The sequence below is a fragment of the Bacillus sp. TL12 genome, from assembly GCF_022625245.1.
Taxonomy (GTDB): Bacteria; Bacillota; Bacilli; order Bacillales; family Bacillaceae_G; genus Bacillus_A.
Window position 1 is genome coordinate 113436 of record NZ_JAJJBY010000014.1, and the last position, 14507, is coordinate 127942.

A 14507-nucleotide genomic window follows, 5' to 3' on the forward strand; every position below is an offset into this window, starting at 1 on the left:
TTTCTTATATTATAGCAAATTTTTCTGAAAATAGTTATTTGTAGGGGAAGTGGAAATATTAATGATATTATTTGGTGAGTTGATAAAAAGAGGTGATTGTATGGAACAATCGATGCGAAAGAAAAATAATAATCAAATTAATATCGTGTTAAATCACCGAAAAAAAATTTCAGTACCTGCTTCAGAAAACAAATCCGTAATTTCAAAGGAAACGTCTACGAAGCATGAGATGCTACAGCGAATCGAAGAGGAAATGGGTAAACTTGTTGGAATGGAAGATATAAAAAAAATAATAAAAGAAATTTATGCATGGATTTATGTGAATAAGAAAAGACAAGAAATTGGTTTGAAATCAGAAAAGCAAGTGCTTCATATGTTATTTAAGGGAAATCCGGGAACGGGAAAAACAACTGTTGCAAGAATGATCGGGAAATTATTATTTGAAATGAACATTTTATCAAAAGGGCATTTGGTCGAGGCGGAACGTGCGGATCTCGTGGGAGAATATATTGGGCATACAGCACAAAAAACAAGAGATTTAATAAAAAAAGCTATGGGTGGAATATTGTTTATTGATGAGGCATATTCCCTAGCGCGTGGTGGAGAGAAAGACTTTGGAAAAGAAGCGATTGATACGCTTGTCAAACATATGGAAGATAAGCAACATGGGTTTGTTTTGATTTTAGCTGGATATTCAAGAGAGATGAATCATTTCCTTTCTTTAAATCCAGGTTTACAATCGCGCTTCCCGTTTATTATTGAGTTTGCGGATTATACAGTGAATCAGTTGCTCGAAATTGGAAAGAGAATGTATGACGAGCGAGAATATCAGTTATCAAAAGAGGCGGAGTGGAAATTCCGAGATCATTTACATGCGGTGAAGTATTCGTCACAAATTGCATCGTTTAGTAATGGGCGTTATGTCCGGAATATTGTTGAGAAATCCATTCGAACACAAGCGATGCGCTTATTGCAAGAGGATGCATACGATAAGTATGATTTAATTGGGATATCAAGTGGTGATTTAACGCTAGAAGAAGAGACGCACAGTTCATAAACTGTGCGTTTAATTTGTGTGGAAAATATAATGCATCATGTTTTATTTTGTATTTTTTGTTTTTGCTCGTTGCTCTAATTTGCTTTTTGGGCTTGTATCAGCTACATCTGATGCAAGTCCTTGTGGATTAACGCTACTACTTTGTCCGCGATTGCGGTTATTATTTCCTTTTGCCATTTCTTATCACCTCTATTCTTCTTTAGCTTTTTGTTGATATGCCCTATGATATCGCTCCATCTTTTTACTTTTTTCATGGGCAGATTTTGGATCGAAATGGATTTGATTGACTGAGCTTTTTTGAGCTCCTTTGTTTACGTGGTTGGTCATTATGTTCACCTCTCTTTAAAATTTAGTATGGACACTATGGGCGGAAAAACACGTTAGAAAAGAAAAAACCCTTTACGATCTGTAAAGGGATGAAGTTACTATTTATGAATGGAACGCTCTTTACTATCTAAGCGTCTGTGTGGCAAATGCCATCTGTAATGAATAGAAATCATACGGAAGCAAACAATCAAAATGAATAAAGTATATAAAGCCCAATCGCTAACAACGATTTTGGCACCGATTAAAAATCCTGCTAAAATCGTCCAAAATGCATATACTTCTGCACGAAGGACGAGGGGTTTTCGACGTGCTAATAAATCGCGAATGATACCGCCGCCAATCCCTGTTAAAACGGATGCGACAATTGTAGCGCTAATAGGTAAATTGAGTTTTTGTGCGTAAAGAGCTCCTTGTATCGCGAATGCTGATAAGCCGATAGCATCCGTGATGTTTTCCCACCGTTTCCAATGTGTAATGAGTTTATTTGGAAATAGAAAGATAATCGTCATTGATAAGAGTGCGATTTGAAATAACATGTCCTGTTGCCAAAACGCGACGATTGGATAACCGATTAATAAGTTACGAAGGGCACCTCCCCCAAATGCAGTTGCCATTCCTAAAATATATACCCCGAAAATATCGTAATCTTCTTCCATTGCGACAATAGCTCCGCTGAGTGCGAAGGCAATTGTACCAATGATGCTAAAAATCTCCCATGCCATGAATTTTCTCCCCCGCTAACTAGATGAAATATGCCTCCTCTGTTATTATATTAGAAGGTTTAAATTTCGAAAAGGATGAGTGAACATATTTGATGGAAGAAAAAGAAAAAGTCATATTAGTTGGCTGTCAATTGCCGCAAGATGATGATGAGCGGTTTATGCATTCCATGAAAGAGCTTGCGTCGCTTGCGAAGACAGCTCGTGCGGAAGTTTTGGTATCTACAACGCAAAAACGACCGAAATTTCATCCTGCTACATACATAGGTAAGGGGAAATTAGAAGAACTTGCAGCGCTGACGGAAGAACTAGAACCGGCTGTTATTATATTTAATAATGAGTTAACACCTAGTCAAATTCGTAATTTATCTTCTGTATTAGATGCAAGGGTGATTGATCGAACACAACTGATATTGGATATTTTTGCTCAGCGTGCAAAATCAAGAGAAGGTAAGCTCCAGGTGGAATTAGCTCAACTGCAATACACAATGCCGCGTCTTATGGGACAGGGACTAGCGCTATCACGTCTTGGAGGTGGGATTGGTACGAGAGGTCCTGGTGAAACAAAGCTAGAAACGGATCGTCGTCATATTCGTTCTCGTATTGATGAAATTAAGAAACAGCTAGCGGGTGTTGTGGAGCACCGGAAAAGGTATCGTGAGCGCCGTAAGGGTAATCAAGTATTTCAAGTTGCATTAATTGGTTATACAAATGCTGGGAAATCGACGTTGTTTAACAGACTAACAGAAGCGGATACGTTTGAAGAAAATTTACTGTTTGCAACGTTAGACCCAACGACAAGAAAGATGCAATTGCCATGCGGATATACTGTATTGCTAACTGATACGGTAGGGTTTATTCAAGATTTGCCAACATCATTGGTTGCAGCGTTTCGTTCTACGCTAGAAGAAGCGGGGGAAGCGGATGTGATTTTGCACGTTGTTGATTCTGCAGATCCGAATTATGTAGGGCATGAACAGACTGTGAAACAATTACTACAAGATCTTAAAATCGATCATATTCCAATTATTACGGTTTACAATAAAAAAGATCAATTACATCAGAATTTTATTCCGTTTCCAAAAAGTGATTTTCTTATGACAAGTGCTTTTGAGGAAGTAGATTTATTACACTTGAAAGAATCAGTAGAAATGAAGATGATGGAAGAGATGGAATCGTATAGGGTTATGATTCCTCCAAACGAAGGCAGATTACTAACGCTTTTAAAAACAGAAACGGTGTTAACCGGGATGGAATTCAAAGAAAATGAGTTTTTGTATGAATGTACAGGTTATATATTTGCTCACTCACCATTAAATGGACAATTAAAGAGATTTTTAGTGCAAAAAGGAGAAGAGAATAAAAATGTTTGATCGTTTGAAAAATGGAGAAAGAATCGCTCCTATTGTAAAAGAAGTAGAAGAACAAATTACAGGTGTACATAAACGCATTGATGCAGTAATTGAAAGTAATCAATTTCGCGTATTAGAAAGTTTTCGTGAGCATAAAATTAGTGATTCACACTTTATCCCAACGACAGGGTATGGTTATGATGATATCGGTCGTGACACATTAGAAACGGTGTATGCTGATGTATTTGGAGCAGAGGCAGGACTTGTTCGTCCGCAAATTATTTCGGGTACACATGCGATTTCAACAGCTTTATTTGGTATTTTACGACCTGATGACGAGTTGTTATATATAACAGGGAAACCGTATGACACGTTAGAAGAGATTGTCGGTGTGCGTGGTAAAGGTGTTGGTTCTTTTAAAGAATATAACATTGGTTACAACGCTGTACCGTTAACAGCAGAAGGGCGAGTTGACTTTAAAGCTGTAGAAGCGGCAATTCATGAAAATACGAAAATGATTGGCATTCAGCGTTCGAAAGGGTATGCAACACGTCCGTCATTTACCATTTCAGAGATTAAAGAGATGATCTCGTTTGTTAAAGAAATCAAACCGGATGTTGTTGTATTTGTAGACAACTGTTATGGTGAATTTGTGGAAGAGTTAGAACCGTGTCATGTTGGAGCGGATTTAATGGCGGGATCTCTCATTAAAAACCCGGGTGGTGGAATTGTAAAAACAGGTGGTTATATTGTTGGGAAAGAACAATATGTAGAAGCTTGTGCGTATCGTTTAACTTCTCCCGGGATTGGAGCGGAAGCTGGGGCATCATTGTACAGCTTGCAAGAAATGTATCAAGGTTTCTTCTTGGCGCCTCATGTTGCTGGTCAAGCGTTAAAAGGAGCGGTTTTTACAGCTGCATTTTTAGAGAAATTAGGCATGAATACATCACCAACTTGGGATGCTGCACGAACAGATCTAATTCAGTCTGTTCAATTTGATGACAAAGAGCGTATGGTTGCGTTTTGTCAAGCAATTCAATATGCGTCTCCGATCAATTCACACTTTACACCGTATCCAAACTATATGCCGGGTTATGAAGATGATGTCATCATGGCTGCGGGTACTTTTATTCAAGGTGCAAGTATTGAGCTATCAGCAGATGGTCCAATTCGTCCGCCATATGTTGCTTATGTACAAGGTGGATTAACGTATTCTCATGTGAAGATTGCGATTTGTTCCGCAATTGATGCATTAATTGAAAAAAATCTATTAACAATTTCGTAAGGGAAAGCTGTCGATTTCGACAGCTTTTTTTGCATAGAAGAATGTATTTGTGCCATTTTAAAAAAGAATGAAAAAATTTATAAAAAATCATGTAAGAAAAGCTAACATCTGTTGACATCAAACATAACATGGTATAAAATGAGAAACAGTTAAGGCGAAGGAGGAACTGAAACAATGAAAGAAGATAGACGTTCTGCCCCGCTGTTTCCAATTGGTATTGTAATGGATTTAACACAGCTATCTGCTCGTCAAATTCGCTATTATGAAGAGCACAATTTAATTTTCCCAACCCGTACAAAGGGAAATCGTAGATTGTTTTCATTTAATGATGTAGATAAGTTGTTAGAAATTAAAGATTTGTTAGATCAAGGCTTAAATATGGCTGGTATTAAACAAGTATTGCAAATGAAAGAAAATCAAACAGAAGCAGTGAAAGTAAAAGAAGAAACAAAAGAAATTTCAAAATCCGAGCTTCGTAAAATTCTTCGTGATGAACTGCAACATACAGGCAGATTTAATCGAACTTCATTACGACAAGGTGATATTTCAAGGTTTTTTCACTAGGGATAACTGATTCTGAAGGTGTTTAGAGGGACTAAGGAGGAATTTATAATGGCAAAGTACACAAAAGAAGATATTTTCCGTTTAGCGAAAGAAGAGAATGTAAAGTATATCCGTTTACAATTTACGGATCTTTTAGGGATTATTAAAAACGTAGAGATTCCAGTTAGTCAATTAACAAAAGCTCTAGATAACAAAATGATGTTTGATGGATCTTCAATTGAAGGGTTTGTTCGTATTGAAGAGTCTGATATGTACCTATATCCAGACTTAGATACTTGGGTAGTATTCCCTTGGACTGCTGAAAAAGGTAAAGTAGCTCGCTTAATTTGCGATATCTACAATGCTGATGGCACTCCGTTTGAAGGTGACCCACGTAATAACTTAAAACGTATGTTAAAAGAAATGGAAGCGCTAGGATTTAATGAATTCAACCTTGGACCAGAGCCAGAGTTCTTCTTATTCAAAGTTGATGAAAAAGGAAATCCAACATTAGAACTAAACGATAACGGTGGATACTTCGACCTTGCGCCGATGGATCTAGGGGAAAACTGTCGTCGTGATATCGTTCTTGAACTTGAAGAGATGGGCTTTGAAATTGAAGCATCTCACCATGAAGTTGCACCAGGACAGCACGAAATTGATTTCAAATATGCAAATGCACTTCGTTCATGTGATGATATTCAAACATTTAAGCTTGTTGTTAAAACAATTGCTCGTAAACACGGCTTACATGCAACGTTTATGCCAAAACCATTATTCGGAGTGAACGGTTCTGGAATGCATTGTAACTTGTCATTATTCAAAAATGGAGAGAACGTATTCTACGATCAAAATGGTGACTTACAATTAAGTGATGATGCACGTCACTTTATCGCAGGTATTTTAAAACACGCGCCAGCATTTACTGCGGTAGCGAACCCAACTGTAAACTCATACAAACGTTTAGTACCTGGATATGAAGCACCTTGTTACGTAGCATGGTCTGCACAAAACCGTAGCCCATTAGTACGTATCCCAGCATCTCGCGGTATCAGTACACGTGTAGAAGTACGTAGTGTTGATCCGGCTGCAAACCCATATTTAGTAATGGCAACATTATTAGCAGCAGGACTTGACGGAATTAAAAATAAATTAACTCCGCCAGCTGCTGTAGATCGTAACATCTATGTTATGACGAAAGAAGAGCGTGAAGAAGCAGGTATCGTTGATTTACCAGCAACATTAGCGCAAGCATTAGTTACACTACAATCTGATGAAGTTGTATGTGGCGCATTAGGCGAACACTTACTTGAGCACTTCATCGAAGCAAAAGAGATTGAGTGGGATATGTTCCGCACGCAAGTTCACCAATGGGAACGCGATCAATACATGTCTCTTTACTAAGAGTCTCAAACCCTTGACACATAATGTGTCAAGGGTTTTTTGTATGCGTGGATAAAGGGAGAAGTATCAATTGTTTTTAGCTTATGACCATATTTTGACCATATTTATTTCATGACCATACCATGACCTTTTTAAAGTAGGTTGCGTTTCGCAAACGCTTCGTATTTATTAAGACTCTTTTTGTTCATTTCTTTTGAAATGTGGGCATATATGTCAGAAGTAATTTGAATTGAATCATGCCCTAATCTTTCTTGCACTTCTTTCATTGAATATCCGGCGTCTAACAAAAGAACGGCATGTGTATGACGTAAACCATGAATCGTGATATTTGTTACATTAGCTTTTTTTAAAATGCGAGTCATAGCTCTTTGTAAAGTAGACTTTGGATAAGGAAGTCCATTTTCACGTGCGAATACTAATGAAAGATCATGGTATAACCCTCCTAATTTCAGTTTACATTTATTCTGTTCAAATTTATGATTTTTTAAGATTTGGATTAAAAAATCTGCTAAGATTATCGTGCGGTAAGATGCTTTTGTTTTGGGTTTAGCGAATAGATTATCTAGGTTTTTATAATCATAAGTGAAGGTGTGACGGATACTTATTGTTCCTTCTTCTAAATCAATATCATCCCATCGTAAAGCCAGTGCCTCACCCTTGCGTATTCCTGTGTGAAGTAGTGTAAAGAACAACGAGAAATAATGAGGTTCTGTTTCTTTTAATTTTTGAACAAATGTATTCACTTCTTGTCCTTCTAAATGCTTAATTTTTTTGTCTTCAGTATCACTTTTAGCAATGACAATTCCGCGGAAAGGTGTTTGTTGAATAAGCTGCAAATCAACAGCTTTGAGCAAAGCTCCTTTTAAAGGTGCAGTGTAATTCTTAACACTACTTTCACTATACCCTTCTTCTAAGAGGTGATTCACGAATTTTTGACAGAGTGAAGGTGTAATATCGAATACCTTATACGATCCGAAAAACGGAACGATATGTTTGTTTATTGCTGTTTTGTGAAGATTGTATGTATGATTTCTAACCTTTCCTTTTTTGTAGGTTATAAGCCAATCATTCAAAAATGTAGAAATCATCACATTTTTATCTTCTATAAAAGTCCCGTTACTTAATTCTGTTTCAGCCTTCGCAGCATGAAGTTGAGCTTCTTTCTTTGTTTTAAAACCACGTTTTGTTGTTTGTTTTTTCTTTCCTGTTTTCGGATTAATAGTGGTGTAAATTTTGTAGAGCCATTTAGCTCCATCTTTTGTTTGGTATTTTTGGAAAGACGCCATGATTTTCCCTCCTTTATTTTTCTTTTAACCAAGAAACAGGTGTGTCTATATATCCTTCTATTTCGTATTTGATTTCTCCATCTTCTTCGTAAACTCGCGTAACGATAGGCAATTTTACAAGTTAATTTTCTTTTTGTTTCTGTCTTTTTTCTCTTTCAATCGCTAAATCAATAATCAAAGCAACTTCCTCTTTTAATAAATTTTATAAAACTTTAAGAGTTCTATAGGAATGTTATTTTTATATGCTATACATTTTTTTGTATCACCTGGAATAATGGTATTTTTGTCTATTAATAAAAATGCAGCAAAGGTATTTGCTTCTATTTCTAATCTATCAACAGATAAAAAAGTATTTTTTCGTAAGAATAGAGTATTTACTTCTTCGTGAAGGACAGCATGTCCCAATTCATGAGCACAAACTGTCCTTTGCATAGTTTCTGATAAATTATTATTAATAGCGATAAACTTATTTCCTTCTTCACATTTGTAAAAACCATTAATCTCTTCATGTAAATCATGAAAAAATACAATGATATTTAAACAATCAGCAAGCTCAAAGGGATTTTTCGTGTTATATTTTGTGCAAAGTTGTGTGACTAGATCTCTTATGACGAATTTCAATGTTTTCCCTCCTAAGCTCGCATCAGTTATTGTCGTTATTACGATATTTCTTAGGAACGTATTTTTTATTGATTATTTTTGTTTGTTTCACGATGTACTCCATTGCATCTAATAATGATTCAACAGCTTCCTCACTCATAGGTTCACCAGAGAACATTAAGCCGTCTTCACCTTGAAGGTCTCTTTTTATTTCTTCCATTCTTTTTGCTATATCTTTCTCATCTTTTTGTGTTAATTGCTTTTTTGGTTGATCCGTAACAGCTCTACCTAATAAATAGTCGGCGGAGATTGAAAAGCAATCAGCTAATTTAGTTAGCACATCATGTGGAGGAAATCTTTCTTCGGATTCATAATAGCCTATCATTCTTTGGGAGACTCCGATCTTTTCAGCTAGTTGTTTTTGTGTTAAATTTTCTTTTTTTCTCAAAGATTTTATTCTAAGACCTATCATATTGTTCACCTCTCTAATTGAACTAATTGTTCACTTTTTTTAAAGTTTAGCACAAATTGTTCTTTTTTGCATTGACATAGAACAAAAAAGTTCTATATTCTGTATTTAGAACATATAGTTCTTTTTTGGAGGGTGATTACATGAAAAATAAAATAAGCTTCTCACAAGGAAACTTATATAAAGAAATTGCAATCTATTGTGGAGTTACTGAAAGATATATCCGAATGATTGATCGAAAAGAAAGGAATCCATCAATGGAAACAGCTAAAAAAATTGCAAAGTTCTTTGATATGAACATTGATGATATTTTTTTTAGTAACAAATCGAACTTTAAGTTCTTTTTAGTTTCCTGTTGGGCTGAAAAAAATAATAGTAACAAGGAGGTTTCATAATGGGAAATTTAGCGGTAGTAAATGACAAAATACAAAATAATAAATTAGTTTTTGACAATAATGGAGAGGTTGTAACGGATAGTTTAACTGTTGCTGAAATGTTTGGAAAAGAGCATAAAAATGTAATTCGTGATATCGAGGTTCAATTAGAAAAGCTAGCGGAAGCTAATGAAATAAAATGGGGGATGCTCAACTTTGGGCAGACCCAATATCAACATCCTCAAAATAAACAGTGGTATAAAAAATATCTTTTAACAGAAGATGCGTTCGTAATTGTTGCGATGTCATACGTGACTCCAGAAGCTATGAAAATGAAAGTAGAATTTCTGCGAGAATTTAAAAGGATAAAAGAACATATTGAAAAAAAGATGAAAATTCCTGGGGATACATTCGGTCAAATAGAGTTGTTAGCGGCAGGAACTAGTAACTTGAATAAAAGAGTTTCTTCATTGGAACAGGTAGTTGAAAAGCAACTTACTGTTGATTATGGGCAACAACGAGTAATTGAAAAAGTAAAAGCTAAACGGATCTATTTCTTATGGGAAAACGGACATGTAGATAGAGATGTACATGATTCTACTCGTAAGTTATTCGGGTTGCTAGGACGTAATTTGAAAGATGCATTCAATGTAAACAGTTATCGTGACATCTTGAAGAAAGATTTCAATGAAGCACTGAACTTTATTAACGGTTGGAGACCGATGGTTTAAGGGAGGATACCTAATGGACGGAACAGCAGTTGTAAATGTTGCTATTGACGAAGAGTATGTTCGGAATCTAGCGGAACAAAAGGTTCAAAGTATTTTAGAAGGAATGGGGATCGGAACATGGTGGAACATGGAACGATTAAAGCTAGAAACAAATCGTAAGTATGACTGGATAGCGGAAAACATTTTATTTAATCCAAGGTTCCAAAATGAAATGAAAGAAATTTCGAATAATAAAAGCAGTGGGCGTTGGATGTTCAAGGCGAAAGAAATGCGCGAGTTCTTAGAACAAAACTTTCATTATCTCAATGGAAGAGGTAATAACCAATGAATCTAACTATCAACTACAACAACGTAAAAGTAGCTGACTATCTTAAACTACTGGCTCATTACAAATTACCAAATAAAAAGCAGCGACGTCTTATTGAGAATCGGTTCGTGTGCTTAAACGCTCTTATTCGAAAAATTGGCGAACATCATTGAATATGTGCAAAATGCATAAAAAAGAAACCCACGGCAATGGGTATCTTAGAAAAAACATTTTAATTTAGTATATCACGGAAAGTGAGTAAGTAGTACATGCAGATAAATCTAGTTCCTTATCAAGTACTGTTAACTCGGAAATTTTGGGAGCGAACAAATAGCAAAGAAGAGTTAAATCAGATGATTGAGCGATATTTCAGTGTTGGATATCCACATTACGAGATTCAAGAAATAATTGGAAGTGAACAAGCATATGTGGCAGTTTGTGTAAGGAGGTAAACGAATGGCAACATTTCGGGTTAATAAAAACAAAAATTATACGACCATTAATAATACAGGTCTTCGAGATGAACGTTTGAGTTGGAAGGCGAAAGGAATATTAGCTTACATTTTATCATTGCCTGATGATTGGGTGTTTTACATGGAAGAAATAGCGACTCATGCGAAAGATAAAATTAGTAGCTTGTACTCAGGGATGAAGGAACTTAAAAAGTATGGTTATGTAAAAAGATTTCCTATAAAAGATGAAAAGGGAAAAATTCTTAAATGGGAAACGGTCATTTATGAAGTCCCACAAACAGAAAACCCACATGTAGAAAATCCACAAATGGACATTCCACATGTGGAAAATCCACATATAGAAAATCAAACACTACTAAATACTAAAGAACTAAGTACTAATAAACAAAATACTAAATTACAAAGTAGTAGTAATATCTTCTCATTCTATGAAAATAATTTTGGGATTTTAAATCCATTCGTAGCCGATAGTATTACCCAATGGGCAAACGATACAAGCGAAGAACTTGTACAAGCAGCCATGGAACGGGCATTGAAACAACAGAAGAAATGGAACTACGCTGAGGGTATTTTAAAACAGTGGGTTAATAAAAATATTCGTACATTATCAGATGTACATGCTTCGGAAGCTGAATTTAAAAACAAAGGTAAAAAAGGAGAGAAAAACAATGCAAGCAGTCGGAAAGATAGTAGCTTCATCGACAAATACGATTTCAAGAAACGCTAGTCAAAGATATGTATTGTCTCCTAATAGATGTAAGAATGTCTTCTTAGTAGGAAAAGAAAGCATTAAAGACGTTTGCAGTAAACGTATGTTGATAGATACAGAAACGAACGAAGAGTTTTGTCCTCAATGTAGATTGGTAGAAAGAGAAGATCAGAAATTAGCTAAGGAAACATTAGCTATTAAGAAGAAAAATGAAATTATTCATTTATATGATTCATTTGCTGATAACAGCTTGATAAATGACAAACTAAAGAAAGCAACATTTGAAAACTATGTACCGCCTAAAAAGGAATTAGCTGATGCAAAAGAAATTATTATGGATTTTGTTTCTTCATTCAATAATGAAGAACCAACAAGCATGATTATAACTGGTGATTATGGAGTAGGGAAAAGTCATTTGTGTGTGGCAGCCACCAAAGAACTTATGAAAATGGGTCACAGTGCAATGTTTATTCAAATGAATAAGTTATTTACCAAAATCAAATCCACTTGGAATAAAAACAGCGAAATGACAGAGGACAAACTTATGTCCCTTCTAGCTAAGGTAGATGTCTTAATTATTGATGATTTCGGAGCGGAATTCACGGAAAAAGATAAAGAAGGGGTTACATGGAAACAAACAAAAACGAATGAAATCGTTGATAGTCGTATAGGTAAAAGTACTTTGTTTACTACTAATTTTACTATCGGTGAATTAGCAGGAATGTATGGAGAACGTGATTTTAGTCGGATGATGGAAAACGCCGAAATGTTAGAAATGCATGGGGATAATTATAGATTACGCAATTTTAAAAAGGGGGAATAACAATGTGTGCATTATGCAATGGTACGGGAATTATTCGGAAAGAAACTTATCCAGGTGTAATTGAAACAAATGGTTGTAATTGTGAAGTGGCAAAACAACAACAAGAAGCAAACCAAAAACGTTGGGAAGCATGGTTAGTACATTTTGAATCGATGGCACAATCAATAGAATCTAAAAGAAAGAAAAAAGTTAGTTAATAAGGGGGATTAATAATGAAAAATACAGGTGTTGCAAGGAAAGTGGACGAGCTAGGTCGTGTAGTAATTCCAATTGAGTTACGTAGAGTTTTGGGAATCTCTACAGGTGCAGCGTTAGAATTTTATGTTGATGGGAAGAACGTTGTTTTGAGAAAACAAGAAAAGTCTTGCTTTGTAACGGGTGAAGTATCTGAAGATAATGTGGAATTGCTGGACGGAAGGATGTTTTTAAGTAAGAAAGGTGCAAGTGAATTACTGGAACTCATTACAAGGAGTGGGAAGGTCAATGGTTAAACAACTAAATATTTTTGATGTAGAGCCAGAAATCATCCAATTTGATGTAACGAAAGCTAATGTAAAGAAGGGAACTGGGCGAGTTACATATACAGATGTACGTGTCCAGATTCCTAAGATTGCAAAATGCACGGACGAGCTTCCACGAACAACAAATCCGGATGATCGCTACGAGATATTTGAGCAATATGCAATGGCAATTTGGAGGTTTCAACGTGGGTTGGACAAGCTGTTTAATTGGGAAGCCGCTGAAGAATTATGTAAGGCAGCAAGAGATAAAAAAGAAGCTATTCCAGTGAGGGTATATTTAGGAAGCGGATTTAAACCTAACGTTGTTGAGTATATGAAGTGACAAAGGGAGATGCATTTATGAAAGTAGAAATCGATACTTCTAGTAACAAGATTTATGTTGTAAAAGATGGTCGTGTAATTGCAGTAGAACCGCCAGCAAGTGGATATGGTGAACAAGTTGCTGTTTGGCTTAATGGGAAAGTAGATCGTGTGGATACTAAGTTTACTGAAAAGATAAAATAATCATTCTTTCATAAGAGGTGAAAAGGATGGCGGTTTTGAAAATACATGTTGCTTTGGAAGAAGTTAATTTTATTTGGGATGAAAGGCAAGTAATCCTATTTCGTGAAATGTGGAATAACGGTGTTAGTTTAGCAGAAATGGCAAAACGTTTAAAAAGAAAACAGGTGGAAGTGGCTGTTTTGATTTTAGATCAGGCAGATAACTATAAAATTGGAGGTCGTTCTGAAGGGATTGGAGATACAAGTGTAGAGCTAATTAAGAATAATAGGAACTATGAATTCCCTCTAACACTATATATCGCATTAGAAGAAGCAAATTTCCTTTGAAATGAACAAGATGTGATTCGATTTCAAGAAATGTGGGATAAAGGTACCAATATTGCAGAGATATCACGAAAATTAAAGCGGCATCAAATTGAAGTAGCTGTACTTATATTAGATCAATTAGGCTTGGAAGATATGTTAAGCGGTATTCAAAATAAGCCCGTACAAGTGGCATAAGGAGGAAGAACAATGAATTTAGTTAAAATTTTTTCAATGCAAAAGGTGTTAGATGATCGGATTGTTAAGGAGCATGGGTTAGAAGGTCAAAATATATTTTACAACATGATTCTTGCTTTACAAGTTGAGATTGGTGAACTTGCAAATGAAACGAGATGTTTTAAACATTGGAGCAATAAAGGGCCTAGCGAAAAAGAAGTCATTTTGATGGAGTATGTTGATGGGCTGCATTTCATAGCATCATTAGGAAATGGAATCGGATTTAATTCAAATGAATATAGTTTGGAGCTATTAAATCGTAACGCTAATGTCTTTACATCAAGTGCGCTAGTTAGTCAGTTTAACAATGTGTATGAAACAGTATCAGAATTCCGGGCGACTCAAAGTATAGAAATTTATGAGGAATTATTATATTCCTACTTAGGTTTAGGCAAGAAATTAGGATTTACATTTGATGAAATTGAACAAGGGTACTACAAGAAGAATGAAGTGAACCATCAACGCCAGGATAACGGATATTAAT

Annotated in this window: 23 protein-coding genes and 1 pseudogene; 19 read left to right on the forward strand and 5 right to left on the reverse strand. The window is 35.6% G+C overall.

Annotated elements, in window-relative coordinates; genetic code table 11:
• Positions 1 to 100 precede the first annotated feature (100 nt).
• On the forward strand, positions 101 to 1057 hold the full coding sequence (gene spoVK / locus LOK41_RS15295) for a stage V sporulation protein K (RefSeq protein WP_241817275.1): 957 nt from the start codon (positions 101 to 103) through the stop codon (positions 1055 to 1057).
• Between the two features lie 42 nt (positions 1058 to 1099).
• On the opposite strand, the gene LOK41_RS28990 is transcribed toward spoVK, so the two are convergent.
• Positions 1100 to 1234: a hypothetical protein gene (locus LOK41_RS28990; RefSeq protein WP_001051869.1), complete on the reverse strand. Its 135-nt coding sequence runs from the start codon at positions 1232 to 1234 to the stop codon at positions 1100 to 1102.
• A gap of 248 nt (positions 1235 to 1482) precedes the next feature.
• The gene (locus LOK41_RS15300) at positions 1483 to 2106 is read right to left on the reverse strand and encodes a trimeric intracellular cation channel family protein (protein WP_174102642.1); all 624 of its coding nucleotides are present in this window, start codon (positions 2104 to 2106) and stop codon (positions 1483 to 1485) included.
• A gap of 92 nt (positions 2107 to 2198) precedes the next feature.
• On the opposite strand from LOK41_RS15300, the gene hflX reads away from it, so the two are divergent.
• The 4 genes from hflX to glnA all read left to right on the forward strand — a co-directional run bounded on the left by hflX (position 2199) and on the right by glnA (position 6687).
• On the forward strand, positions 2199 to 3476 hold the full coding sequence (gene hflX / locus LOK41_RS15305) for a GTPase HflX (RefSeq protein WP_241817276.1): 1278 nt from the start codon (positions 2199 to 2201) through the stop codon (positions 3474 to 3476).
• Complete coding sequence (locus tag LOK41_RS15310; RefSeq protein WP_241817277.1) at positions 3469 to 4740, forward strand: methionine gamma-lyase family protein; 1272 nt, start codon at positions 3469 to 3471, stop codon at positions 4738 to 4740. Before hflX ends, LOK41_RS15310 begins: the two co-directional genes overlap by 8 nt.
• Positions 4741 to 4914: 174 nt before the next feature.
• On the forward strand, positions 4915 to 5304 hold the full coding sequence (glnR, locus tag LOK41_RS15315; protein WP_002014475.1) for a transcriptional repressor GlnR: 390 nt from the start codon (positions 4915 to 4917) through the stop codon (positions 5302 to 5304).
• A 48-nt stretch (positions 5305 to 5352) separates the two neighbouring features.
• Positions 5353 to 6687 (forward strand): type I glutamate--ammonia ligase, encoded by a 1335-nt coding sequence (glnA, locus tag LOK41_RS15320; RefSeq protein WP_241817278.1) that lies wholly within the window; start codon positions 5353 to 5355, stop codon positions 6685 to 6687.
• Positions 6688 to 6818: 131 nt separating this feature from the next.
• Here glnA and LOK41_RS15325 read toward each other — a convergent pair whose 3' ends face one another.
• From LOK41_RS15325 to LOK41_RS15335, 3 genes are all read right to left on the reverse strand, one after another.
• A complete protein-coding gene (locus tag LOK41_RS15325) occupies positions 6819 to 7973 on the reverse strand; it encodes a tyrosine-type recombinase/integrase (protein WP_241817279.1) in 1155 nt (384 codons plus the stop codon).
• Positions 7974 to 8165: 192 nt separating this feature from the next.
• Positions 8166 to 8594, reverse strand: a complete 429-nt coding sequence (locus LOK41_RS15330; protein ID WP_018765233.1) for an ImmA/IrrE family metallo-endopeptidase — start codon at positions 8592 to 8594, stop codon at positions 8166 to 8168.
• Positions 8595 to 8616: 22 nt separating this feature from the next.
• The gene (locus tag LOK41_RS15335; protein WP_241817280.1) at positions 8617 to 9045 is read right to left on the reverse strand and encodes a helix-turn-helix domain-containing protein; all 429 of its coding nucleotides are present in this window, start codon (positions 9043 to 9045) and stop codon (positions 8617 to 8619) included.
• A gap of 140 nt (positions 9046 to 9185) precedes the next feature.
• Between LOK41_RS15335 and LOK41_RS15340 the strand changes: the two genes are divergently transcribed.
• The 14 genes and pseudogenes from LOK41_RS15340 (at position 9186) to LOK41_RS15405 (ending at position 14506) form a co-directional block, all read left to right on the forward strand.
• Positions 9186 to 9437, forward strand: a complete 252-nt coding sequence (locus LOK41_RS15340; RefSeq protein ID WP_241817281.1) for a helix-turn-helix transcriptional regulator — start codon at positions 9186 to 9188, stop codon at positions 9435 to 9437.
• A complete protein-coding gene (locus tag LOK41_RS15345; RefSeq protein ID WP_241817282.1) occupies positions 9437 to 10147 on the forward strand; it encodes a Rha family transcriptional regulator in 711 nt (236 codons plus the stop codon). Before LOK41_RS15340 ends, LOK41_RS15345 begins: the two co-directional genes overlap by 1 nt.
• 13 nt (positions 10148 to 10160) lie before the next feature.
• On the forward strand, positions 10161 to 10475 hold the full coding sequence (locus LOK41_RS15350) for a DUF771 domain-containing protein (RefSeq protein ID WP_241817283.1): 315 nt from the start codon (positions 10161 to 10163) through the stop codon (positions 10473 to 10475).
• A complete protein-coding gene (locus LOK41_RS15355) occupies positions 10472 to 10627 on the forward strand; it encodes a hypothetical protein (RefSeq protein WP_241817284.1) in 156 nt (51 codons plus the stop codon). Before LOK41_RS15350 ends, LOK41_RS15355 begins: the two co-directional genes overlap by 4 nt.
• Positions 10628 to 10723: 96 nt before the next feature.
• Positions 10724 to 10906 carry a hypothetical protein gene (locus tag LOK41_RS15360; RefSeq protein ID WP_241817301.1) on the forward strand — a complete coding sequence of 61 codons (183 nt, stop codon included), beginning with the start codon at positions 10724 to 10726 and terminating at the stop codon, positions 10904 to 10906.
• A gap of 4 nt (positions 10907 to 10910) precedes the next feature.
• The gene (locus LOK41_RS15365; protein ID WP_241817285.1) at positions 10911 to 11654 is read left to right on the forward strand and encodes a DnaD domain protein; all 744 of its coding nucleotides are present in this window, start codon (positions 10911 to 10913) and stop codon (positions 11652 to 11654) included.
• Entirely contained in the window at positions 11596 to 12459 is an 864-nt protein-coding gene (locus LOK41_RS15370; protein ID WP_241817286.1) for an ATP-binding protein, read from the forward strand. Before LOK41_RS15365 ends, LOK41_RS15370 begins: the two co-directional genes overlap by 59 nt.
• Positions 12460 to 12461: 2 nt before the next feature.
• Complete coding sequence (locus LOK41_RS15375) at positions 12462 to 12656, forward strand: hypothetical protein (RefSeq protein WP_241817287.1); 195 nt, start codon at positions 12462 to 12464, stop codon at positions 12654 to 12656.
• 15 nt (positions 12657 to 12671) lie between these two features.
• Positions 12672 to 12950: an AbrB/MazE/SpoVT family DNA-binding domain-containing protein gene (locus LOK41_RS15380; RefSeq protein ID WP_241817288.1), complete on the forward strand. Its 279-nt coding sequence runs from the start codon at positions 12672 to 12674 to the stop codon at positions 12948 to 12950.
• Complete coding sequence (locus LOK41_RS15385) at positions 12943 to 13302, forward strand: cell division protein SepF (protein WP_241817289.1); 360 nt, start codon at positions 12943 to 12945, stop codon at positions 13300 to 13302. Before LOK41_RS15380 ends, LOK41_RS15385 begins: the two co-directional genes overlap by 8 nt.
• Positions 13303 to 13319: 17 nt before the next feature.
• Positions 13320 to 13484 (forward strand): DUF3954 domain-containing protein, encoded by a 165-nt coding sequence (locus LOK41_RS15390; protein ID WP_241817290.1) that lies wholly within the window; start codon positions 13320 to 13322, stop codon positions 13482 to 13484.
• A gap of 26 nt (positions 13485 to 13510) precedes the next feature.
• Positions 13511 to 13720 (forward strand): annotated as a pseudogene (locus tag LOK41_RS15395) (hypothetical protein); the annotation flags it as partial.
• Between the two features lie 102 nt (positions 13721 to 13822).
• A complete protein-coding gene (locus LOK41_RS15400) occupies positions 13823 to 13984 on the forward strand; it encodes a hypothetical protein (protein ID WP_241817292.1) in 162 nt (53 codons plus the stop codon).
• Between the two features lie 12 nt (positions 13985 to 13996).
• Positions 13997 to 14506 carry a dUTP diphosphatase gene (locus LOK41_RS15405; protein ID WP_241817293.1) on the forward strand — a complete coding sequence of 170 codons (510 nt, stop codon included), beginning with the start codon at positions 13997 to 13999 and terminating at the stop codon, positions 14504 to 14506.
• Position 14507: the final 1 nt, after the last annotated feature.

Bases quoted from the DNA above. Each gene is read 5' to 3' on its own strand.
- glnA (WP_241817278.1), top strand. From the start codon at position 5,353: ATGGCAAAGTACACAAAAGAAGATATTTTCCGTTTAGCGAAAGAAGAG.
- LOK41_RS15350 (WP_241817283.1), top strand. From the start codon at position 10,161: ATGGACGGAACAGCAGTTGTAAATGTTGCTATTGACGAAGAGTATGTT.
- LOK41_RS15340 (WP_241817281.1), top strand. From the start codon at position 9,186: ATGAAAAATAAAATAAGCTTCTCACAAGGAAACTTATATAAAGAAATT.
- LOK41_RS15380 (WP_241817288.1), top strand. From the start codon at position 12,672: ATGAAAAATACAGGTGTTGCAAGGAAAGTGGACGAGCTAGGTCGTGTA.
- LOK41_RS28990 (WP_001051869.1), bottom strand. From the start codon at position 1,234: ATGGCAAAAGGAAATAATAACCGCAATCGCGGACAAAGTAGTAGCGTT.
- LOK41_RS15310 (WP_241817277.1), top strand. From the start codon at position 3,469: ATGTTTGATCGTTTGAAAAATGGAGAAAGAATCGCTCCTATTGTAAAA.
- LOK41_RS15370 (WP_241817286.1), top strand. From the start codon at position 11,596: ATGCAAGCAGTCGGAAAGATAGTAGCTTCATCGACAAATACGATTTCA.
- LOK41_RS15360 (WP_241817301.1), top strand. From the start codon at position 10,724: ATGCAGATAAATCTAGTTCCTTATCAAGTACTGTTAACTCGGAAATTT.
- LOK41_RS15325 (WP_241817279.1), bottom strand. From the start codon at position 7,973: ATGGCGTCTTTCCAAAAATACCAAACAAAAGATGGAGCTAAATGGCTC.
- spoVK (WP_241817275.1), top strand. From the start codon at position 101: ATGGAACAATCGATGCGAAAGAAAAATAATAATCAAATTAATATCGTG.
- LOK41_RS15300 (WP_174102642.1), bottom strand. From the start codon at position 2,106: ATGGCATGGGAGATTTTTAGCATCATTGGTACAATTGCCTTCGCACTC.
- LOK41_RS15335 (WP_241817280.1), bottom strand. From the start codon at position 9,045: ATGATAGGTCTTAGAATAAAATCTTTGAGAAAAAAAGAAAATTTAACA.
- glnR (WP_002014475.1), top strand. From the start codon at position 4,915: ATGAAAGAAGATAGACGTTCTGCCCCGCTGTTTCCAATTGGTATTGTA.
- LOK41_RS15375 (WP_241817287.1), top strand. From the start codon at position 12,462: ATGTGTGCATTATGCAATGGTACGGGAATTATTCGGAAAGAAACTTAT.
- LOK41_RS15405 (WP_241817293.1), top strand. From the start codon at position 13,997: ATGAATTTAGTTAAAATTTTTTCAATGCAAAAGGTGTTAGATGATCGG.
- LOK41_RS15365 (WP_241817285.1), top strand. From the start codon at position 10,911: ATGGCAACATTTCGGGTTAATAAAAACAAAAATTATACGACCATTAAT.
- LOK41_RS15385 (WP_241817289.1), top strand. From the start codon at position 12,943: ATGGTTAAACAACTAAATATTTTTGATGTAGAGCCAGAAATCATCCAA.
- LOK41_RS15345 (WP_241817282.1), top strand. From the start codon at position 9,437: ATGGGAAATTTAGCGGTAGTAAATGACAAAATACAAAATAATAAATTA.
- hflX (WP_241817276.1), top strand. From the start codon at position 2,199: ATGGAAGAAAAAGAAAAAGTCATATTAGTTGGCTGTCAATTGCCGCAA.
- LOK41_RS15390 (WP_241817290.1), top strand. From the start codon at position 13,320: ATGAAAGTAGAAATCGATACTTCTAGTAACAAGATTTATGTTGTAAAA.
- LOK41_RS15355 (WP_241817284.1), top strand. From the start codon at position 10,472: ATGAATCTAACTATCAACTACAACAACGTAAAAGTAGCTGACTATCTT.